We start from the raw sequence: 21,295 nt of genomic DNA on the forward strand, positions 1-21,295 counted from the left end.
CTGCTCGATTCATCCCAGGCGCCTCACACCCCCAAGGACTCGCGCCGATAGGCAGCGGGCGTGGTGCCGGTCCAGCGACGGAAGGCACGGTAGAAATTGCTGACCTCCGAGAACCCCAGCAGGAAGGCGACCTCGAGCAGCTTGAGGTCCTTGTTGAGGACGTGCCGCAACGCCAGCTCTCGTCGCGCTTGGTCGAGCACCTCCTGGTAGGTGAGTCCGCGCTCGTGGAGCCGGCGTGACAGCGTGCGTGCGCTCATGCCCATCTGGCGCGCGAGCGTCGCCGCGTCAGGCACGGTGCCGCGCAGGGCCTTCCGGATGCGCTCGCCTAGCTCGTCTACCAGGTCCAGGGCTCGCGGCAGTCCCTCGATCCGGGTCTGCGCGAACCGGTCCAGGACCGCGGCAAGGTTGGGATCCGTCCCCTGGATGGGCAGCTCGAGCACGGCCCGATCGAGCTCGAGGCACGTGTAGGGCTGACTGAACCGCACGCTCGCGCCGAACACCCGTGTGTGCTCGAGGTCGTCCGACGGGCGAGGATAGGGGAGGGCGACGCCGCGCGGCGAGAAGGCCACCCCCGTCAACTGCTGGCCGATTCTCAAGAGCTTCGCCAGGATGAAATCGACCGCGTGGGGCGGGACCTCGAGCGGGGGCCGGTGGGAGATGCGAGCCATGTCGCCCTCGACCTCGAGGTGATAGCGGGCCCCGTCGTGCAGCAGGCGCTGCCAGCGGGTCAGCTTCTGGTAACACGTGGCGAGGTCGGGACTGTTGCGCATGCAGTACTCGACCAGATCGAAGGCCCCGAGCGGAACTGCTTGCGCCAGGCGGAGCCCCAGCGCGGCATCATTGAGCCGGCGCGGCACCTGCTCCCACAAGTCGACGAGGAGGGCGTGAGGCACCCGCGAATCGAGCGCCTCGAGGAGCGAGGGGTTGACGCCATGGTGCTCCAGCAGATCGTCAACGCGCACGCCCCGCGCCGCCGCCGCCTGGGTGAGCATCCTCACGAAGACCACGGATGCCGTGAAGCGAGCTCGGCGGGGCTCGCGTGGAGAGAGGGCGCTTCGAGACGAGTCCGAGGAAGACGCGGCCATGGAGAACGAGCTCAGAGCAGGCTCAGCGAGGTGGCGAAGCATGCCAGTCTTTTGGCGGCTTGGGCCAATGTGAGCGCGGCCTCGCCCTGGCAGATTGCCTCGCGCAACGCGGAGACATCACCACACCTGAGCAGCTCTCTCCAGGAGGACACACCATGCGTCTTGGAATGCATTCGAATCGGAGGCCCGGCAGGTTCACCCATGCGCTGGCGGGACTGTGCCTGCTGTTGGCTGCGGCTTGCGGCGCCGCGCTGCCTGGGGAGGAGGCGGTGGACTTGAGCACCTACGCCGCCCCCCTGGGCAGCTGCTCACCCGACGTGACGCCTCCCTCCGTGAGGTGCCAGCCCGAGGGAGGCATCCGGGAGTGCATCGCCTATGGCTACATCGTCCAAGATTTCGACCTCGTCACCGCGAGCGACAACTGCGGGATTACCTTCTCGAGCCACAGTCTTGGCAACCTCGGCGGAGTCGGCTCCACGAGCACCTCCGTCAGTTACTGGGACGCGGCGGGCAACGCCGCCGGCTGCTCGTCGCAGTGGTCCATCGTCGACAGCAGTCCGCCCACTGTGACCCTGAACGGCCAGGTGCAGATCGTCCTGGCCTATGGTGCTTCGTACGTGGAGGCGGGCGCCTACAGCAGTGACATCTGTGATGGGTCCTTGGACTGGCGCATGAATCGCTCGGGCGGGTTCAGCACCTCCGTACCGGGCATCTATCCCATCACCTACAGCGTGGCGGACTCGGTCGGACACGTCACCCAGCGCACCCGCCTGGTGACCGTGCTTCCCCAAACAGACTGTACGGCCCAGCTCGCCGCGCCGGTGCTCATGCTCCAGGGCCGTCATGAGGAGACGCTGGAGTGCGGCCGCAACACTTGGAGTGAGCCCGGGGCCCTGGCCGCGGATGCGTGCGGCGCGGTGACGGTGCACACCTACAACTCGGGCCAGGATCCGTACGGCCCTGGTCCCAACTCAAAGGCTGAGGGGCGCTACACAGTGCAGTACCTCGCGTGGAACGGGCAGGGGACGACGTCTGCCGAGCGCAAGGTCATGGTGCAGGACACCCTCCCGCCGATACTCCGTCTCAAGGGCCCCATGCGCATGACGCACACGTGCGGCAGCGCATGGGTGGACCCGGGTGTCCTGGCCACGGACTCCTGCTATGGGGATGTCTCCTCCTCCGTGCAGACCACCGGTTCGGTGAACGGATGGGCGGAGGGCACGTACACGGTGACCTACCAGGCGAGAGACCCCGGCGGCCACCTCTCCAACATCCAGAATCGCGTGGTGGAGGTCGTCGACTGCCCTTAGAAGGCCCGATTCACCGCGTAGCCGCAGATCTTGTGTTCGGCTGTGTAGGTATTCGGGCCGGGATTCCCATCGATGGGGCCCGTGTAGCCGAAGCTCCGGCCGACGGTCTGGACGCGAGTCCAGTAGATGTATCCGGGGATCCCATCTTCCTGCGCGGAGGTGCGAGGCCCCCCGCGGTTGTTCAGCTCGCGTGCGGTGATCCTCACGCGAACCTTCTCCGTGTTGGGCCCGGTGATTCCATCAATGGGCCCGGTGTAGCCAAAGTCGCGTTGGCCGACGGTCTGAATGCGCTTGTAATAGATGGGGCCAGGGATGCCGTCTTGCTCGGTCGTCGTTTGGGGCAGACTGCTTCCCCCTCCTCCCGGAGGGGCTCCGCCGCCGGCAATCCGGCCGCCCGCGTAGTCCATGGACCAGCCGAGGTACCGCGCCCCCGTCCTGCTCGAGTAGCCGGAGACGCTGTTGACGCCGATGGCGTCTCCCCAGGACTCGGCAAGGTTCCGGGTGGCCATGAAGACAGTCGTGCCACCGCCATTGAGGTCGGCACCGACGTGACCGTAAGCACCGATGTCCCACCAGTGGAACGCCCCGGTGAGAGCGGTCGCGGGGTTCGTCGAGACGATCGTCGACGCGTGATAGGCCAGGATGGCGCTGTCACGGGCCGAGGAGGCGGGGAGCTGACCAAAGCGCCACATCAGCGAGCCGCACCACTGGTCCCACGAAGCGCCGTCTCGCTTGGGGTTGGCGGCAGCGTAGGCCCGTGCTCTGTCGTAGATGGGCGAGTTCAACTCGGCCGTGACGGTGCTCAGCTCGGCCGCGTCGGCAGCCACGTCCTCAGGGGGTTCGCCGCACGAGGCAAGCACGACGCTTGCTGACAAGAGTGCGGTGGTCCAAATCATTCGTTTCGAGTGCATCAGCGATCTCCAGGTGTGCCGGGCAAGGGGTGGACGTGTGCTCTTCAAGGCGCCGAACCTCGGGGCCACCGTGGGTTGTCGGCGGGAGGAGGCCATAAGTTTCCAGTCGCGGGCGAGGGCCCGGCGGCGCAGGAGGCGCGAACGGCCAGATCCCAGCGTACAGGGGCGCACTCATGTCGATTGTCGAATCGAGTTTCCGGGCTCGTGGCCGGCGCTTAATCCTCGTGCCGGAGGAATCCAAGCATGGGCACGACAGAGGCAGCACTGCAGGCAGGGCTTGAAGGGGTCGTCGTCGCGGAGACGCGGCTGAGCGAGGTGGATGGCGAGCGCGGACGGCTGGTGATCGCCGGGAGTGATGTGGAGGTGCTCGCGGGCGCCGTCTCCTTCGAGGAGGTGTGCGCGAGGCTCTGGGCGCCGTACGCCCAGGGACCGCTTCCCTCCTCGCTCCAGGCAGCCCTCGGGGAGGCGCGCGTGCGGGCCTTCGGGCTGCTGGAGGGGCTGGGCAATGCCCTCTCGGCCGAGGACGGGATGGACGCGCTCCGGGCCGCCATGGCCCATGTCCCCCTCCCGCCGGGCAACGAGCAGGAGACGTTCCTCCTTCTGACAGGAGCCGCCGCGGTGTTCACGGGCGCGTGGGCCCGGCGCAGGCGCGGGCTGGCGTCCGTGCGTCCGGATCCCAAGCTGTCCCATGCCGCGGACCTGCTGCGCATGGTCACCGGAGAGCATCAACCCGAGCGCGCCGCCGGGCTCGATGCGTACCTGGTCACCGTCTCCGACCATGGCTTGAATGCCTCCACCTTCACCGCGCGCGTGATCACCTCGACGGGCTCGGATGCGGTGTCCGCCACGGTGGGCGCCATCGGCGCGCTCAAGGGCCCGCTCCATGGTGGGGCGCCGGGGCCCGTGCTGGACATGCTCGACGCCATCGCCCGGCCGGAGAACGCGGCGTCGTGGCTGGAAGGGGAGCTGAAGGCCGGCCGCCGCATCATGGGCATGGGCCACCGCATCTACCGCGTGAGAGATCCTCGCGCTGCCGTACTGGAGCGCGCCATCGAGCGGCTGGAGCGCGGCGGGCTGCGGACCGACCGGCTCGCGCTGGCTCGGGCGGTGGAGCGTGCAGCCGAGGAGCTGCTCCGTCAGCGCTACCCGGATCGCCCGCTGCGCGCCAACGTGGAGTTCTACACGGCCGTGCTGCTCGACGCGGTGGGACTCGATCGGACGCTGTTCTCCACGGCCTTCGCCTGTGGCCGCGTCGCGGGCTGGCTCGGGCACGTCGCCGAGCAGCGGGCCACCGGTAGGCTCATCCGGCCCGCCTCCCGCTACGTGGGCACCATGCCGAAGGAGTAGGGCAGGGGCGGCAATGGCCCGCCGCCTCCGGCGTAGAGTCCTCCGCTAGCGTGTGAGGAGGAACGATGGACCGTGTTCGCTCGAAGCCACCGTCGAAGCGGTGGGTGAAGTACCTGGCCGACCTGGCCTTCTTGGCCATCATCCTGGTGGGCCGTGGCAGCTTCGCGGACCACTACCATGTGCCCTCGGGCTCCATGGAGCCCACGCTCCAGGTGGGCGATCGCCTCGCGGTGGACAAGAGCGCCTATGGGCTGCGCATTCCTCTCACCCACGTCTGGCTGACCGAGAAGTCCCCTCAGCGTGGGGATGTGGTCGTCTTCGACTCTCCGGCGGATGGCAACGTGCTGGTCAAACGCCTGGTGGGGCTCCCGGGCGACCGCATCGCCTTCGATGGTGTGAACCTCCTCCTCAACGGCCAACGTGTGCCTCAGGGCTTCACGCAGGAGGACGCGCGCATCGAATATCTGCCGGGCGCGCCCCACCCGCTCCACCCCGAGCCCTACCAGGGGCCTCCCATGAGAGAGGTGGAGGTGCCCCCGCGGCACTACCTGATGCTCGGCGATCATCGGGGCAACTCGGCGGACAGCCGCATCTTCGGACTCGTTCCCCGAGAGAACCTGCTCGGCCGGGCAGCGGCTGTCTACTACAGCCCGCGCGAGGGGCTCTCTGGCAGCGAGCGCTGGTGGATTCCCCTGCGCGCGGCGGAGGGCTCGGAGAGCGACCCGCGTCTCACGCGGTAGGAGCGCAGGGGGATGCTGTATCAGCCAGCCACCCGACTGGTGTATGCAGCCGCATCCCCCCGTCGTATGCCTGAGGAGTCTCCGATGCGTCGTCTCGGTCCCTGCCTTCTTGTCGCGAGCCTGCTGGCCGGTTGCGGTCCTGCCCAATCCGAACCGTCTTTCACCCCGTCACTCGATCGCGAGGCCGCGTCGCTCACCACCACGGACGTGGATGTGGCCCCAGAGTGCCAGGGCATCCTCACCTTCGTGAACACGGCATCCTTCGAGACACTGGACGCGTACCTTCCCAGCGACGCTGCCAGCAACCTCGTCGCCCGCCGCTCGACGGCGCCCTTCGCGACGCTGGCGGAGGTCTCCGCCGTCAACCTGATGGGCCCGGTTCGCCTGACCCAGATCGAGTCGGGTGCCCGTGCTCTCGGCTACATCGACAGCACCTGTGCCGGCATCCTGGACGAGCTCGCTCTCTCTTCCGATGACGCCGCGGCGGTGGTGTCCCTGGTGAACACCGTGAGCGCCAGTACCCTGTACGCTGTCCTGCCTCACGCGTGGAATGGCGCCACGAACCTCATCAACCTGCGTCCGTTCACCTCGGCCCAGGCCATCTCCAACGTCAGCGGCATCGGCGCGGTGAGCCTGCGGAACCTCCGCAACGCCGCCACGATGGGGTACTCCCTGGAGGTGCTCGTCTCTGCGGTGAACGCCCTGCCCGAGGACGAGTGGACCGTGAAGCTGGATCAGTCCTTCGAGGTGGCAAATGTCATCGCGGGGGAGCATGGGAATGGGCGCAACAACGGGGGGACCTGCTTCGGCATCGACCCCAGCACCTTCCCGAGCACTTGGACGAACCGCCCGACGCTGGCCACGGCCACCGAAGTTCGCGACTACGTCGCGAGCGCCGCCTCTTTCGCCAACTACGTCCACAACTACCCGATCTCGAGTGAGGTCGTCACGGAGGGCCTGGCGAATCTCGAAACGCGCATCGCTGGCCGCACGTTCAAAGGCTGCCATCTCAGCTACAGCAAGGGCCCGTGGGGCGGCATCCAGGTTCACTTCTTCGTCGACACGGAGACGGGCTTCCGGATCCTGACGGAGCAGCACTGGGTCGAGTGAGGGGCTTGCTTCATTCCCACTCGTAGTCCAAGTCGAGGACCTTGCCCGCAGCGTCCAGACTGAACGTCCATTTCACCGAGATGTCCTGGCCATACACCACGCGGAGGATGCGCTTGCGCGGCTCGCTGTCCCTGCGGTCCTCGAGCAGGACCACTCGGCGGACGGGCGGATAGAGGGCGCTGCCCGGCGTTCCGAAGCCGCGCAGCACCGGCACGAGCTCCTCCTGTGCGCGGGGCGCGAAGGCGGCCGCATCGAGCGTGCCGTTCATCACGCCCTCCACGACCCCGCGCAGCGTGGCGGTCAGGGCCGGCTCCGTGTCCGCGAGGCCCGGCGCGTCCAGCCCTGGAAGCGGCGGCAGGTGGAGGCTCGCGATGTTGCGTGCCAGCACCGGGAGGAGTCCCTGCTTGTTCGTCAGGATGATCACCGTGAGCTTCTGGTCCGGGATGCGAAGCACGTCTCCGAGCGAGCCACCCCCGCTGTGCCCGAAGGTCAGCAGCCCGCGCAGCTGGCTCACGGCAAACGCCACGCCGAAGCCGCCCGCGTGCCCGTCCTTCAGCTTGAGGGCGGTGGCGCTGGCCTGCTGCATCGCGGGGGTGAGCAGGGTGCCCTGGTCCATGGCCACGGCCCACTGGGCGAGGTCCTTCGCGCAGGAGAAGACCCCGCCCGCGGCGTAGGTGTGGACAGGGTAGAGGAACCAGGCTCGTTGGGGCACGCCGTCCACGAAGCGATAGAGGCTGGCGCGGCGCGGGATGACATCGGCGAGGCGTACCGGGCCCTCCTGCCTCGCGTGCTCGTAGCGCGTGCAGGAGAAACCGAGGGGCTGGAAGATGCGGCTGCGCAGCAGCTCCTCGAAGCGCTCCCCGGTGACCTTTTCCATGAGGTGGGTGAGCACGACGAAGTCCGTGAGCGCGTATTCGCTGCGCTCGCCGGGGGCGTAGGCCAGGGAGGTCTTCTTGGCGGCCTCGTACCGCTCGGCGGCGGTGGCGGCACTGCTGTCTTCATCGGGGAGATCCTTCAACCCCGACGCGTGTGCGGTGAGGTGCCGGACGGTCATCCCCTTCCAGGTCTCGGGCGCGTCCGGCAGGTATTTCGAGAGGGGCTCATCGAGGTCGAGCTTGCCCTCCTGCACGAGGCGCATCACCAGTGTGCCGGTGAAGACCTTGGTGGCAGAGGCGATCTGAAACGAGGTCTCGGGTCCCACCTTCGTCTCGGACTCCAGGTCCGCGAGACCGTACGAGCCGAGCCGCTCGACCTTTCCATCACGAACGATGGCCAGGGCAATGCCGGGGACCTGGTTCTTCTCCATGACGGCCTGGAGGTAGGCGTCCACGGCATCGGTGGCCGAGCCGCCGAGTGTCTCCGGGGAGGACAGCGGTGGGTGCGTCGCACAGCTCGCCGTGAGGAGGAGGAACGCCAAGGCCAGCAGGTCTTTCGTCACATCCCTCATTGAACTGCTTCTATCCCCGAGCTGTCCCGAGCAATTTTCACTCAGGTTGCTCCCGAGGGAGCCGGGTGCTTAGGTCCGGGCCGCCGCCATGACTCCGCCCGGCCCCTTGCTCGCTTCCATTTATGGACTGTACCTGCTCGCGGTCATCACGCCCGGGCCGAACACGTTCATCGTCACGCGCTTGGCGCTGTCCACCACGCGTCGGCACGCGGCCTGGGCCGTGTTGGGCATTGCCTTGGGGAATGCCGCGTGGCTGTGCGTCATCTTGGGCGGCGTCGCCGTCCTCTTGCAGCAGCACCCGGAAGGCATGCGCGCCATGCGCTACGTGGGCGGGCTGTACCTGCTCTACCTGGGCGTGCGAGGGCTGTGTGCCGCACGGACGGCCTCACGGGCTTCCGAGGCGGCTCCCGCTGCGGCTCCGGGGACGGCGCTCGTGGAGAGGGCCATGTCGGGGGAGGAAGACCGGCCGTTTCGCAGTGGGCTGTTCGCCAGCCTGTCCAATCCGAACACGATGCCGTTCTACCTGAGCATTCTCGCACCCACGGTGGCCCCGGACATCCCCCTGTGGGTGCGCGTGGCGGCAGCCGTGGGCATCGTGATGATCGCCATGGCGTGGTACGGGACTCTGGCCTGGGGCCTGTCCACTGGCCACGTCCGGCAGGCGTACTCCCGGCGGGAGCCGGTCATCCGCCGGGTGCTTGCGCTGGTGCTGATGGCCTACGGGCTCCGGCTGCTGATCTCGGGGTAGAGGCGCGGTAGGGAACCACCGATTCCCGGTGATTCAGGCTCGTCGTGCGGAACTCCCAGCTTGATCAGCGTCTCGAGCGTCCTCGCCATGTCCTCCGCCGCGCCCGCCAACCGGGAGTGTATCCCGAGAGAGCTCAGCGGCAGTCCGCCAGCACCGTGCGCGCCCGCTCCTCCAGCGCTGGTACCTGCTCCTCCCCCGAGGCGAGCAGCGCCTTCACGGCCTTGCAGCCCTGTGCCTGGGCGTTCGCGGCTTTGACGGCGTCCCAGTAGAGCTCCAGCGCCCCGGCGGTGCGGCGAGAGGCCAGGTTGGTCTCGGCCAGCGCTAGCGCCTTCTGAGGAGCCGCGCCGAGTCCCAGATAGAAACGCGCGGCATGATCCGCGAAGGCCAGCGGATGGCGGGCAGTCCAGTGCTCGAAGCCGGCCGTCGCTCGGGCCAGGAACTGCTGAGCCTCGGACTCCTTGCCGGTCTGGCGCAGCAAGCCCGCGAGCTGCGCGGCGGACTCGGGATCATCTGAGCGCTCCACGACGGGCCGCAACAGGGCAATGGCCTTGTCGGTGCGGCCCGCGGCGGTTTCCACCTCGGCGAGGTGGGTGGCCGCGGCGGCGTAGACCGGGAGGCGCGCATGGGCCGCCGCCCAGGACTGGCCAGCGCGCTCCAGGTTGCCCGCGCTCTCCCAGAGCAGACCCTCCTGGAACTCCAGCCACGCCACGGGGAAGGGGGACACGTCCCGGTACGTGGCACGCGCCTGCGCGTAGAGCTTGGCGGCCTCCTCGAAGTGGCCCTCTTCGGTCATGGCGCCAGCGAGCCCCGCCAGCGTCTCCAGGCTCGGCCGGGCTTCGGCGGCGGCCCGGTGGAACTTCTGCGCTTCACTCGCGTGCCCGGTGGCCTGGAGAATGGCCGCCCGAGGCTCATCGATGGCGAGGCCCTTCACGCCCCGGTGCTCGGCCTCCGCCAGATCCGCCAGCGCCTCGTCGAAATGGTGCAGCCGGCCCCGCACGTTGGCGCGCTTGAGGTAGCTCTGGGCATCCTCGGGCGCCGCCTGGACCAGCCGGTCCGCCAGTTCCAGGGACTGATCATAGTCCGCGAGCACCCCAAGGAACTGGGCTCGCACCATTCGCAGCTCCATCATCGCCCTCAGCCGGTCGGGGGCCGTGGGCTGCTCGGCCAGCCTCCTCTCGGCCTGGGCCAGCTGCGTCTCGAAGTTGTGGAGAGCGAGGGCGCCATCCGTCGTGCGCGGCTCTGGAGGCAGGGCTGCGGTGTCCCCGCCCGCTCCGCCCACCGCGGCAGGCGGTGAAGCGGAGGGACGGGGCGTGGAGGCATTGCGGTCGCATCCCGATGCCACCATTCCAGTACCGATCAATAGGAGGACTCGCCAGTGCATGGTGGTCATTGGGAAGGCCCTTTCGTCTTAGCGAGGTGCGGCGAGGAACGGGAACGCGGTGTGGGAGTGGATGTTGCCATCCCCGTCGGCGTTGATGCCGTCTGTCACGCCGGTGAGCACCCCGGCGGCGAGCACCGAGAAGCTCGTGTCGATCACGTCGTAGTTGGGAGCGCGGCCGCCGCAGTCGTTATTGGGGACGACGTTGACGGCATTGGCCTCGACGGCCAGGTACTGGCCACACGTGGTAGAGGCGGTGTTGACGTAGAGCTGGTCTTCCGCCAGCACTCCGGCCAGGGTGTTGTAGCGCCCGGCGGCGTCCGTCGGGCCCGCCAGCAGCTGGTTGCCGCATTGGGCGTCCAACCCGTCGAGGATGGACAGGCTGGAGGCGATGTTGGCGGAGTAGCCGGACCAACTGGCCTGCAGCGAGACGTTGTAGCTGTCCTTGGCGGCGTTCGTGGTGTTGGCGTCCGCTTCGAACGTGCCGATGAGGGCGGCGTTGATGGCCGGCCGCCCCATCCGATCGATCAGCGTCCCCAGCGTTGGCACCGGAGGCGGCTGGTTGTCCGGAGGCTCCTCGTCATCATCCTTGCACGCCGCAAGAGGCATCAGCAGGCTCGCGTAGAGAGCCATCTTCAGGATTCGCTTCATGGTGGCTCTCCGTTAGCGGCGGTGAGTGCTGGCCCAGACGCCCAGGATGGGACCGCCGGGAGTGACGAGGCTCTTGTCGACCTGGACCACGATGGCCAGGGTGTTCGTGCCGGCGAAGGTGTCCGTCGGCGCGGCGCCGTTCGCGCCCGTTCTGAGCTGGGTGACGAGCGTGTTGGACGTGGCCGAGTCCAGCTTCGGGCAGCCCGCCGTGTCGAAGGTGAGTGACGAGGCCGCGCTCTTCACCGCGCCGACCGTGGCCGCGAAGCCGGGGATGTTGAAGAAGAACGGATCATTCCGCAGGCCCGCGAATACCTTCAGCTTGCCGCTCGTGCTGGAGAGGCCCTGGGCCGCGTCCGCCTTGCCGGTGACGTACTCGCTGTCGCCCGCCCAGCAGCTGATCGTCTGCTGTGCGTCGAAGCCGCAGATGATGCGGACCTCGGTGGAGGCCGTCGCGGTGAAGGTCTGCTTGGAGTTGAGGTGGAAGACGTAGAGGACGGCGTCCGAGGGCAGGGTGCCTGTGGGAGCCGCCGGGTTGAAGGTCATCACCAGGTTGACCTTCTGCCCGCCCGAGTCCGTCCAGGCATACAAGTCATTGATGTCCGCGTCCTTGTTCGAGGTGGCGGACGGGCCATCCCGGTGGTCCGCGGCTTGCGCGGTGGGGAGCAGCGCGAACAGCGCTAGCAACCCGGTGAGTTGCAGGGAGAGTCGTTTCATCGAGGGTCCTTTCGACTTCGGGTACAGAACGGCGGGGCGAGGTACGGAACAGACCCCGGATCTGGATCTCCGAAATCGACGCGGCGCCCTCAGCGAAGTGCATCCGGGCAAGCAGGGGGGCCGCAGAAGGCCCTGTGATTTCAGCCGCTTGGCAGGCACCCAAAAAAGAATATTCGCCGTGTCGATCTCGCGGTTCCTGGTTCGACGCATCCATAGGAGCCGGAGTTCAGTGGGCCGAAGCCCTCGGGACGCCTGCTCCCCACCCGCAGTTCCAGAGAGGGCAAACCATGCGCTTCATGATGCTGATGATTCCCAAGGGGTACGAGAAGGCCGCGCCGGGCACGATGCCAGACGCCACGGCCGTTGCCGCGATGATGAAGTACAACGAGTCCCTGCAGAAGGCCGGCGTGCTGCTCGCGCTCGATGGCCTGCACCCGCCCTCCATGGGCGCGCGCATCTCGTTCTCGGGGGGCAAGCCCAAGGTGACCGATGGGCCCTTCGCCGAGACCAAGGAAGTGCTCGGCGGCTACTGGATGATCCAGGTGAAGTCCAAGGAAGAGGCCATCGAGTGGGCGTCGCGCTGCCCTGCTTCGGACAACGAGGTGATCGAGCTTCGCCAGGTGCAGGAGTTCGCGGACTTCCCCACGGATGTTCAGCAGGAACTGGGGAAGTTTTCCGATCACTCCATCCTGAAGATGAACGCGTCGTAGTTGCGGGGCAGGGAGGGTTCAACCTTCCCGGTGCCGAAATCCACCGGCATGGAGAACGAACCGGCCAGCGTGACGTCACCGTGCCGGGTGACAGACAGAGCGGACATGGGCGCGCCGTCCGAGCTGAAGGTGCGTACCCTCTGCTGGTGACCCTGCCCCCACGTGAACCGGCTGACAACCGAGTAGAGGCTGCTCGTGGAAGGCAGCGGTCCCGTGCCCACGTCATCGCTCGGAAACGCGTAGCCGAGCACCGTCATGCCGTCCTCCTGGGCCGAGTCCACCTGCATGACGCTTCCACCGAGCGTCTGTCCCCACCGGTCCCCTCCATTCCGCGTCATCGCGAGCACCAGACCGCTGCTGCCTACAGGGCGTGCGGTGAAGGTGTGCCCGCCGAACTTGAAACGGCCGCGGAACTCCCCCGTCACGACGACGCGGTTGCCATGCACCGCGACATCATGGAACTTCGTCATGTCCGTCATTCCCTCCAGCGTGCGGGACCAGACATGCCCGCCGGATGGGGTGTAGCGGGCGACCACGGCCGTCTCGCCGCCAAAGGGGGACCCCGGGTGCAGCGGGCCGCCGCCGAAGTCGGACTCCGCCGTGAAGTAGCCTGCGACATGGATGAAGTTGTGCTCGTCGGTGGTCACGGCCCAGAAGACACTGGTGTCCGGCGTGTCGAAGACGCGATCCACCACATATGCGCCGTCCCGTGTGTACTTCACGAAGAAGGCGCCCTCGACCGAGGCCGAGCGCGGGCCACCGCCGAAATCCGCTGTCCCTGACATGGAGCCCGCCAGGAGGATGTTGTCGTCGCCGTCCACGGTCAGCCCGGAGGCGAAGCCAAAGTACCCCTGCAGGTGGCGCGCCCAGCGAACAGTCCCGTCATGGGAAAATTGCGCGAGGAAAAAGCCGGGCCCCACCGAGACTCCTCCGAAATCCGCCCCGAGCTCGGCATATCCGTACACGGTGATGTTGCGCTGGCGGTCGACCGTGACATTGCCGAACTCCGTCTCGGGGAACTCGGAGCCCGCCGGCGCACCGTAGCCGTGGGCCCAGAGCAGCTGGCCATTTCGCGCATATTTCACGATGAAGGCGCGAGGGCGCGACGTGTCCTCCTCCGGCGGCAGCGGGCCGCTTCCGAAGTCCGGCGATCCCTGGTAGTTGCCGACCAGGATGCTGGCGTCATCCCTGTCCGTCGCGAGCCTTCCCGCGAAGACGTTTCCCTCCAGGGTCGCGGCGCTGCGGCGCAGCCAGCGCGTGTGCCAGCCGCGGTTCACCTGCTGCTCCACGTGGGCCAGCGGAGCGTCCAACTCGGACACCTCCGAGACACTCGGGCCACACGCTCCCCACAGCGTGGCCCACGAAAGCAGCAACTTCCAGGCGCGCCTGCTCGACATGGTCTTCCCCCCTCGTGGAGACTCCTGCCAGCGCCAAGCCTGGCGGGGCGGAGCAGGGTCGCCATCAACGGCCGTCCTGTCTCTCGTTCGTCAGTTCATGGGGCTATCCAGCTCTCGACGCAGTTCCGCGCCCACACTCTGGGGGCAGGGCTGTGAGTCCGCGCGTAGGATGGTGGGCCCTACGAAGCTCAGAGGTTCATCTCGATGCTCAAGCCCGTTACGCTCTTGCTTCTTCTCGCCTCCCCGGCACTGGCCCGGCAGGTGAATGTCTCCTCGGTGTCCCAGCTCCAGTCGGCCCTCGCGGGTGCGCAAGCCGGGGATGAAATCATCCTCGCGGACGGCACCTATGCGGTGAACGCCAACCTGAGCTGCACGGCGAGTGGGACAGCTCAGGCCCCCATCGTCGTACGCGCGCAGAACCGGCTGGGCGCGAGCGTCCGCTTCAATGCGACGGAGGGCTTCAAGGTCTCCGGCGCCTATTGGACCTTCGACGGGCTCGACGTCCAGGGCGTCTGCGCAAGCGACAGTAACTGTGAGCACGCCTTCCACGTCACGGGCCGCGCCGAGAACTTCGTCTTGCGCAACAGCCGGGTGCGCGACTTCAACGCACAGCTCAAGGTGAATGCCTCCCAGAACGGAGCCACGTGGGACATTCCCCACCGGGGACTCATCGAGCACAACGAGCTGGCCGACACCCGCTCTCGGGCGACTTCCAATCCGGTGACGAAGCTCAACATCGATACAGGCGACAACTGGATCGTCCGCGACAACCTCATCCACGACTTCCACAAGAACGGCGGGGACTTCGTCTCCTATGGCGCGTTCATGAAGAGCGGTGGCAACAACGGCGTGTTCGAGCGCAACCTCGTGCTGTGCACCCGGGATGTGACCACTGGCGGTACACGCATCGGGCTGTCCTTCGGAGGCGGCGGGACGGGCGGTGCCTTCTGCGCGCCGGCCTTCAATGCCAGTGTGCCGTGCGACCCCGAGCACACCGGTGGCACGATGCGCAACAACGTCATCGCCAACTGCTCGGATGTCGGCATCTACCTGAACAAGGCCCGCTCCACGCAGGTGCTCTTCAATACCCTCATCTCCACTTCGGGCGTGGACTTCCGCTTTGCTTCGAGCACGGGCTCCGCGCACGGCAACGTGATGGCGGGGACTGTGCGTGGACGGGAGGGTGGCACGTTCGAGGCCGGCACCAACCTGCTCAACGTGACTTCGGCCACCTTCTCCGGCTGGTACCAGGAGCCGCTGAAGGGAAACCTCACGGTTCGAGGGGACGTGTCCACCTTGATCGGCGCTGCGGCGGCCCGCGCGCAGGTGGTGGATGACTTCTGCGGCCGGCCCCGTCCGGCTCAGGGTGCGTACACGTTGGGAGCCCTGGAGCACTCGCTCGGGGACTGCTCGGGCGGGTCTACCGATGGGGGCAGCACCGCTCCTGACGCGGGTAGCGGCAACGGGGGCTTGGACGGAGGCTCGGACGGAGGCATCCCTTCGCCTGGCGACGCGGGAGTGGGCAACGACGGGGGAGCGGGCGCGGAGAGCCCCCCCGATGAGGAGGCAGCCGGTGGATGCGGCTGCTCCTCGAACTCGGGGGTGAACGCCACGCTCCTGCTCATGGCGCTGGGGCTTCTGGCGCTCTCCAGCCACCGGCGCTCACTCGGCCGGAAGTAGCTCCAGGAGGGAGGAAGCTACTGGCAGATCGCGCGCTCGCTCAGCGGGTTGATGTGGCCCTCGGCGTTGCCCGTCAGCGACAGGGCATAGATGCCACCGTCCCAGCTTCCATTGCTGAAGTCGATGCGCGCGGTGGGCGCCAGCACCGTGCCCCAGAAGCCGAAGCCGTGGGCCTGGATGCTCGTGGCGTCCACGAAGTTGTAGAGCACGCCGTTCTGATTGATGCCGCCGCTGAACGAGGTGCCAAAGCCCGTGAAGGTGGCCGAGGCGCCCCGGATGTTGAGCACCGCCAGCGAGCCGGCGGGAGCATCGATGGACAGCAGCGCGGCGCCGGTGAAGGCACTGGCGTCCACATCGAAGAAGTTCATGTCCGGGGACGTGCCGTGCAGCAGGATGCCACCCCAGTTTGCGCGAGTCGTGGTGCCATTGGCCGGGTGACTGGCCAGTTGAGAGGACAGGTGACGCAACTCGGCGAAGCGGGCCGCGAAGTCGATGGGCGCGCCCAGAGCCGCGGCGCCGCGGGGGAAGACCACGGAGGGATTCGGGGTGTAGCTGCCCCCGTACCAGGCGTCGCCCCAGACACCGCCACGCGAGAGGTTCAGGCTGCCGCCCGCCACCAGCGTGTTTGCGGTGGCACCGTCCGCCAGCCCCGAGCCCACCGCGAAGTCGGTCAGGGTGATGTTGCCGCCCGCCGCCACCTTGCCCTGCACGTCATGGCCCTGGCTGTAGTCCTCGAGCAGGAACAGGTTGTAGTCGCTCAGGTGGATGTTCGTGCCGTCGTCCACGGTGACGGTGAAGTTGCAGAACGCGGGAATGCCCCCGTTGTCCCTCGCGGAGCAGGTGACGGAGGTGGAGCCGCTCGGGAAGGAGCTCCCGGACTCGGACGAGCAGGTGATGGTGCCCGTGCCGCCGCAGTTGTCGCTGAAAGTGGGGGCGAAGGAGACCGAGCCGCCCTGCGTGCACGCGAGCTGGAGATCCGCCGGACACTGGAGCGTGGGCGGCGTGACATCCACCACGGTGACGGTGCCCGTGCACTGCGAGGAGTACCGGCCGTCGCTGACGATGAGGGTGACAGAGGTAGTGCCCAGCGGATAGGGGCCCGCCGGAGACTGCGTCAACTGGAGCGTGGAGCCGCTGAAGTCCGGGTCGTAACTGCCGCTGTCGATGGAGGCGGACGCGGTGCAGGCCGGGCCGGCGAGCTCAACGACATCGCGGCACGAGGCCTGGGGCGGCGTGTTCATGAAGCAGTGAGCGTTGCTCGGGCACCCATAGTAGACGCCCAGCAGTCCCTGTCCCGAGACGCTCTGGACGATGGACGTGTAGGGACTCCCAGGGTTCAGGACCGAGACCGAGTTGCCATTGCATGAATAGAGGGAGGGCACTCCCGAGACGAGGGAGTGCGCCGACATGCCACTGAAGTTGGCACACAGCCCGTTGTACGCAGGGGCGAGGCTCAGGCCGTAGACATTCAGGAACGGGTTCCAGAGGGCGGCCTCAGCGGAGGGGCCAACGCCCGTACCCGCGGCGATGTAGACGCCGCCGCCTTGCCCCACGTACTGGGTGAGCACGCTGAGGTCGACGGGATTTTCCGCGAGGAAGACGGCGTCGTACTGGAGCAGGTTGCTCAGGGTGAAGGGCACGCTGGTGGAAGTCGTCCAGGTGTGGCCCGCCTGGGTCATCACCGCAGCGAGGCTGCTCTCGCGAAGCCCGAAGTTGTTGGAATAGACGAGGAAGCGGCCGGGAGTTCCGCGGGTGAAGAAATGGGCCAGGTTCCGTGCGAAGGCCGCGGTGTTCGGGTTCGAATTGAACCCCGTGTTCGACAGGGTCCACTCGTCATGACTGACGACGATCGTTCCCACACTGGAGTTGGACAGGGAATCCTCGCGCTGGCTCGGGACGGAGCTGGGGGCTTCGGGCTCTGGGGCCGGACCACACGCCCAGACGAGCGCACTCAGACACAGCCCTACCCATTGTGCACAAACCCCTCTCACGCTTCGCGTCATGGTGATGTCTCCTCCAAAGGTGGTGGTGATGGCCGTCAGCAAGCTTCGAGCCAGACCAGGCCGAGTCCGCTTCTTACCTGGGATGGCTGTCACGCCGTGCCTGGAAGCGTGGGGAGAGGCCGCCGCCGACGCGTCGCCGACGTGTCGGGACATACCGACGCTGGGTGCTGACGCCATGCGGTGACGCATCAACGCCCAGCGATCATGGCAGTGCCTCTTCTGAGTAGGAGCGGACTCGGCTCAAAGCAGAGGGCTGCGCTACATGGAAGCGGCGGCAGCGACGACGCGGCGCTCGCCTCGCTGCCTGGCCGAAGCAGAGCGGAGAGGCCTCTCCGACTGACAGGGTCGACTCCCTTCCGGCCGTGATGGCAAGGGCTCTGCGCAAGCCTTTGCCGCCGCTCCTGAAGTGACCAGCCTCACTTTGGGCAGTGTGAATCCCTGCGACGGAAGCGGCCCGGGCCTGGGCGCTCCGTCCGATGGAGGTGGGTCATGGCAAGCGACCGCGCGCGGACTGTGTCTTCGGCGGGAAACTCCGAGGCGCTCCGGAAGTACTTGGCGGAGTTCATCGGAACCTTCGTTCTGGTCGTGGGAGGCGTGGGAGCAGCCGTTATCGCGGGAGACCGCATCGGCTTTCTCGGCATCGCTTTCGCATTCGGGCTGTCGCTGCTCGCCATGGTCTACACCGTGGGCCCCATCTCAGGCTGTCACATCAACCCCGCAGTCACGCTGGGGCTGCTGCTCGCCGGGAAGATGGAGCGGCGGCATGCCCCCGGCTACATCCTGGCGCAATGCGCGGGAGCTTTGCTGGCCTCGGGGGTCGTGCTCCTGTGGGCCCAGGGAGCCCCGGAGGGCTACTCGGCCGCGGCCCAGGGGCTGGGAGCCAACGGGTTTGGCGCCCACTCGCCGGGACAGTACGGGGCGGGCGCGGCCTTCCTGGCCGAGATCATCCTCACTTTCTTGCTGGTGCTCACGGTCCTGGGCGCAACGGACTCCCGGGCGCCCGTGGGCTTCGCAGGGTTGGCGATTGGTCTCGTCCTCACGCTGATCCACCTGGTGGGCATTCCCCTCACGAACACGTCGGTGAACCCGGCGCGCAGCCTGGGTCCCGCGGTGTTCGTGGGGGGCTGGGCGCTGGAGCAGCTCTGGCTCTTCATCGTGGCTCCGCTCCTGGGAGGAGGCCTGGCGGCGGCGGTATATCGCACGGTGCGGAGCCCGGTAGAGACGCTCACCGCAGCCCAAGCCGAGCGTTCCCTGGAGAGCGAGCGCGCCGAGCGCCTGGCTCACCGCCGTCCGACGGAGACCCTGCCGTGAGCCCCCGCTGCTCTCTCTCGGGGGGAAGAGAGAGCCATCGTGGCGGCGCACGCAAAGTCCGCCGCCCCGTACGACGCTCGAAGCTCAGCAGCAGCGCCCGCCGCCCCTTCGATAGCGGGCCTGCATCCGCTCGTTGAAGAACTCCGCGTAGCTCATCACTGGCCGCTCCGGGTGGCGCAGGCGCATGTGCCGGACATAGGTGTCGTAGTCGGGCACGCCGATGAGCAGCCGCGCTGTCTGCACGGCCCGGCGCCAGAGGTGTCCCAGCTCGTCTCGCAGCCGCTTCATCTCAGGAGTCCGCCACCAGGGGAACAGGAGGCGTCTCTTGCGCCGTCGGCGCGGCCGAGCGGCGTGCCGCGAGCGCCGCGCGGAGACCGAACACGAGCGTCGTCACGACTACCAGCATGAAGAGGACGGTGAGCGTGGCATCCACGTAGTCGTTGGTGATGACCCGCTGCATCTCCTCGAGGGACTTGGCTGGAGCCAGCACCTTGCCGCTCTCCATCGACGCCGAGAATGCGCGCGCGTGGGCGAGGAAGCTGACTCGGATGTCACTGCTGAAGACCTTCTGCCCGCCCGCCGTCAGGGTGCAGAGCACCAGCCACGCGGTGGGGAGCGCGGGAATCCACAGGAAACGCTCGCGCTTCATCTTCACCAGGACCACGCACGCGAGGATGAGCGCGATGGCGGCCAGCATCTGGTTGGCGATGCCGAACAGCGGCCACAGCGTGTTGATGCCGCCCAGCGGATCCACCACGCCCTGGTAGAGGAAGTAGCCCCACCCCCCCACGCAGACAGCCGTCGCGACCAGGTTCGCTCCCCACGAGTCCGTCCGCTTGAGCGGCGCGTACACCAGGCCGGCCAACTCCTGAATCATGAACCGCCCCACGCGCGTGCCCGCATCCACGGTGGTGAGGATGAACAGCGCCTCGAAGAGGATGGCGTAGTGATACCAGAAGGCCATCATCCCCTCGCCGCCGATGAGCCCATGAAGGATCTGCGCCATGCCTACCGCCAGGGTCGGCGCACCGCCCGCCCGTGACAAGATGGACGTCTCGCCGATGTCTCGGGCCGTCTGGCTGAGCACCTCGGGGGTGAGGACGAAGCCCCACTGGCTGATCACCTGCGCCGCGCTCTCCACCGTGGTGCCGATCAGCGCCGGCGGCGAGTTCATGGCGAAGTACACCCCCGGTTGCAGCACCGTGGCGGCGATGAGCGCCATGATGGCCACGAAGGCCTCCATGAGCATGGCGCCGTAGCCCACCATGCGCGCCTCGCTCTCGTTGGCGAGCATCTTCGGCGTGGTGCCCGAGGAGATGAGCGAGTGCCACCCCGACACCGCTCCACAGGCGATGGTGATGAACAGGAACGGGAAGAGGTTGCCGGAAAACACGGGTCCGGAGCCGTCGATGAACCGGGTCAGCGCGGGCATGCGCAGCTCGGGCCGAGCCAGGACGATGCCCACGGCCAGCACCAGGATGGTGCCGATCTTCAGGAAGGTGGACAGGTAGTCGCGCGGTGCCAGCAGCAGCCACACCGGCAGCACCGACGCGCAGAAGCCGTACGCAATCAGCATCCACGCCAGCGCCTTGCCTTCATAAGTGAACAGGGGCGCCCACGCCGGGTTCTCGGCCACGTGGCCTCCCAGCCAGATCGACAGCATCAGCAGCACGAAGCCGATGATGGAGACCTCGAGCACGCGGCCCGGCCGCAGGTAGCGCAAGTACACGCCCATCAGCAGGGCGATGGGGATGGTCATCGCCACCGTGAAGGTGCCCCACGCGCTGGAGGCCAGCGCCTTCACCACCACCAGGGCCAGCACGGCGAGGATGATCATCATGATCATCAGCACGCCGATCATCGCCACCACTCCAGCGGCGGGTCCCAGCTCCATCCGCACCATGTCGCCCAGGGACTTGCCGTCCCGGCGCACCGACAGGAACAGGATGATGAAGTCCTGCACCGCGCCCGCCAGCACCACCCCGAAGAGGATCCACATGGTGCCGGGCAGGTAGCCCATCTGCGCGGCGAGTACCGGCCCCACCAGCGGACCGGCTCCCGCGATGGCGGCGAAGTGGTGGCCGAAGAGCACCCACTTGTCCGTGGGCACGTAGTCCAGCCCATCGTTGTGGCGCCGCGCCGGCGTGGCGCGGGTGGGATCCAGCTGCAGCGCTTGCTCCGCGATGAAGCGGCTGTAGAAGCGATAGCCGATCATGAAGGTGGCCACGGCGGCCACCACCAGCCAGCTGGCATTGATCGTCTCGCCCCGGTGCAGCGCTACCGTCCCCAGACACAGCGCTCCCACGACAGCGAGCAGTGCCCACCCGAGCTTACTGAGGAGGCTCCCCTTCGTCGCTTCGGCTTGGCTCATCGCGCGAAGGTTTCCCACGGGGTGGGAGCCCGTCAATCACAAGTTCCTCCCCAGGGAGCAGACCGTTGTCTGGGAGGCGACAGCCCTTCGACGCGAGTTATCGGTCACAGCAGCGGGGACTGGATGACGTAGTAAAGGGATTCAAAGTACCGGTTCAGCGCATTGAGCATCATCACCAGATAGGGCCAGCCCAACGTGCCAAAGCCCAGCAGGGCTGCTGAGAAAGCGACGTACTCCACGGTGGATTGACCGCGGCTCCCGGCGAGGGGCCGGGAGGGCTCAGGGCGAAGCGTCCTGCTCTTCATGGTCGGTCCTTTGAGGGAACAGGCAGTCGTTCCGGCATTCCTGCTCGACCTGCCAGCAGGCTTTGCGGCACAAGGAG

The 21,295-nt window shown here is 67.5% G+C and carries 17 protein-coding genes and 1 pseudogene; 8 read left to right on the forward strand and 10 right to left on the reverse strand.

The annotated features are described in order from the left end of the window. Nucleotides 1–23: 23 nt before the first annotated feature. Nucleotides 24–1,127: an AraC family transcriptional regulator gene (locus DB31_RS14065; protein ID WP_044187548.1), complete on the reverse strand. Its 1,104-nt coding sequence runs from the start codon at nucleotides 1,125–1,127 to the stop codon at nucleotides 24–26. Nucleotides 1,128–1,240: 113 nt separating this feature from the next. Between DB31_RS14065 and DB31_RS50490 the strand changes: the two genes are divergently transcribed. Continuing rightward, a complete protein-coding gene (locus DB31_RS50490) occupies nucleotides 1,241–2,395 on the forward strand; it encodes a DUF5011 domain-containing protein (RefSeq protein ID WP_083968268.1) in 1,155 nt (384 codons plus the stop codon). Here DB31_RS50490 and DB31_RS14075 read toward each other — a convergent pair. Beyond that, a complete protein-coding gene (locus DB31_RS14075) occupies nucleotides 2,392–3,222 on the reverse strand; it encodes a hypothetical protein (RefSeq protein ID WP_240486688.1) in 831 nt (276 codons plus the stop codon). The genes DB31_RS50490 and DB31_RS14075 overlap by 4 nt on opposite strands. Before the next feature lie 327 nt (nucleotides 3,223–3,549). Here DB31_RS14075 and DB31_RS14080 point away from each other — a divergent pair, with 327 nt between their 5' ends. The 3 genes from DB31_RS14080 (at nucleotide 3,550) to DB31_RS14090 (ending at nucleotide 6,503) form a co-directional block, all read left to right on the forward strand. Beyond that, nucleotides 3,550–4,653 carry a citrate synthase gene (locus DB31_RS14080; RefSeq protein ID WP_044187553.1) on the forward strand — a complete coding sequence of 368 codons (1,104 nt, stop codon included), beginning with the start codon at nucleotides 3,550–3,552 and terminating at the stop codon, nucleotides 4,651–4,653. A 65-nt stretch (nucleotides 4,654–4,718) separates the two neighbouring features. Continuing rightward, the gene (lepB, locus tag DB31_RS14085; RefSeq protein WP_044187554.1) at nucleotides 4,719–5,393 is read left to right on the forward strand and encodes a signal peptidase I; all 675 of its coding nucleotides are present in this window, start codon (nucleotides 4,719–4,721) and stop codon (nucleotides 5,391–5,393) included. An 84-nt stretch (nucleotides 5,394–5,477) separates the two neighbouring features. Next, nucleotides 5,478–6,503, forward strand: a complete 1,026-nt coding sequence (locus DB31_RS14090; RefSeq protein WP_044187557.1) for a hypothetical protein — start codon at nucleotides 5,478–5,480, stop codon at nucleotides 6,501–6,503. Nucleotides 6,504–6,513: 10 nt separating this feature from the next. Here DB31_RS14090 and DB31_RS14095 read toward each other — a convergent pair whose 3' ends face one another. Further along, on the reverse strand, nucleotides 6,514–7,941 hold the full coding sequence (locus tag DB31_RS14095) for a serine hydrolase domain-containing protein (RefSeq protein ID WP_169787042.1): 1,428 nt from the start codon (nucleotides 7,939–7,941) through the stop codon (nucleotides 6,514–6,516). A 115-nt stretch (nucleotides 7,942–8,056) separates the two neighbouring features. Between DB31_RS14095 and DB31_RS14100 the strand changes: the two genes are divergently transcribed. Then, nucleotides 8,057–8,698, forward strand: a complete 642-nt coding sequence (locus DB31_RS14100) for a LysE family translocator (protein ID WP_169787043.1) — start codon at nucleotides 8,057–8,059, stop codon at nucleotides 8,696–8,698. A gap of 133 nt (nucleotides 8,699–8,831) precedes the next feature. Here DB31_RS14100 and DB31_RS14105 read toward each other — a convergent pair whose 3' ends face one another. Beyond that, nucleotides 8,832–10,043, reverse strand: a complete 1,212-nt coding sequence (locus DB31_RS14105; protein WP_052419951.1) for a tetratricopeptide repeat protein — start codon at nucleotides 10,041–10,043, stop codon at nucleotides 8,832–8,834. Between the two features lie 63 nt (nucleotides 10,044–10,106). Beyond that, nucleotides 10,107–11,651, reverse strand: a pseudogene (locus tag DB31_RS51775) (DUF4331 family protein). Nucleotides 11,652–11,728: 77 nt separating this feature from the next. Between DB31_RS51775 and DB31_RS14120 the strand changes: the two are divergent. Next, entirely contained in the window at nucleotides 11,729–12,151 is a 423-nt protein-coding gene (locus DB31_RS14120; protein ID WP_044187569.1) for a YciI family protein, read from the forward strand. On the opposite strand, the gene DB31_RS14125 is transcribed toward DB31_RS14120, so the two are convergent. After that, nucleotides 12,121–13,548, reverse strand: coding sequence for a hypothetical protein (locus DB31_RS14125; protein WP_044187572.1), 1,428 nt, complete (start codon nucleotides 13,546–13,548; stop codon nucleotides 12,121–12,123). The genes DB31_RS14120 and DB31_RS14125 overlap by 31 nt on opposite strands. 204 nt (nucleotides 13,549–13,752) lie before the next feature. Here DB31_RS14125 and DB31_RS14130 point away from each other — a divergent pair, with 204 nt between their 5' ends. Continuing rightward, nucleotides 13,753–15,228: a chondroitinase-B domain-containing protein gene (locus DB31_RS14130; protein WP_044187575.1), complete on the forward strand. Its 1,476-nt coding sequence runs from the start codon at nucleotides 13,753–13,755 to the stop codon at nucleotides 15,226–15,228. Between the two features lie 17 nt (nucleotides 15,229–15,245). Here DB31_RS14130 and DB31_RS47855 read toward each other — a convergent pair whose 3' ends face one another. Beyond that, nucleotides 15,246–17,231 (reverse strand): choice-of-anchor A family protein, encoded by a 1,986-nt coding sequence (locus DB31_RS47855; RefSeq protein WP_169787044.1) that lies wholly within the window; start codon nucleotides 17,229–17,231, stop codon nucleotides 15,246–15,248. Nucleotides 17,232–17,720: 489 nt separating this feature from the next. Between DB31_RS47855 and aqpZ the strand changes: the two genes are divergently transcribed. Then, nucleotides 17,721–18,542: an aquaporin Z gene (gene aqpZ / locus DB31_RS14140; protein WP_044187577.1), complete on the forward strand. Its 822-nt coding sequence runs from the start codon at nucleotides 17,721–17,723 to the stop codon at nucleotides 18,540–18,542. Between the two features lie 84 nt (nucleotides 18,543–18,626). Here the strand turns inward: aqpZ and DB31_RS14145 are convergent, their stop codons facing one another. The 3 genes from DB31_RS14145 to DB31_RS14155 form a co-directional block, all read right to left on the reverse strand. Further along, a complete protein-coding gene (locus DB31_RS14145) occupies nucleotides 18,627–18,830 on the reverse strand; it encodes a YbdD/YjiX family protein (protein WP_083968274.1) in 204 nt (67 codons plus the stop codon). A 1-nt stretch (nucleotide 18,831) separates the two neighbouring features. Then, nucleotides 18,832–20,913, reverse strand: a complete 2,082-nt coding sequence (locus DB31_RS14150) for a carbon starvation CstA family protein (protein WP_044188088.1) — start codon at nucleotides 20,911–20,913, stop codon at nucleotides 18,832–18,834. Nucleotides 20,914–21,017: 104 nt separating this feature from the next. Further along, the gene (locus DB31_RS14155; protein WP_044187579.1) at nucleotides 21,018–21,218 is read right to left on the reverse strand and encodes a hypothetical protein; all 201 of its coding nucleotides are present in this window, start codon (nucleotides 21,216–21,218) and stop codon (nucleotides 21,018–21,020) included. Nucleotides 21,219–21,295: the final 77 nt, after the last annotated feature.

Origin of the sequence: Hyalangium minutum, assembly GCF_000737315.1 — a bacterium.
Lineage (GTDB): Bacteria > Myxococcota > Myxococcia > Myxococcales > Myxococcaceae > Hyalangium > Hyalangium minutum.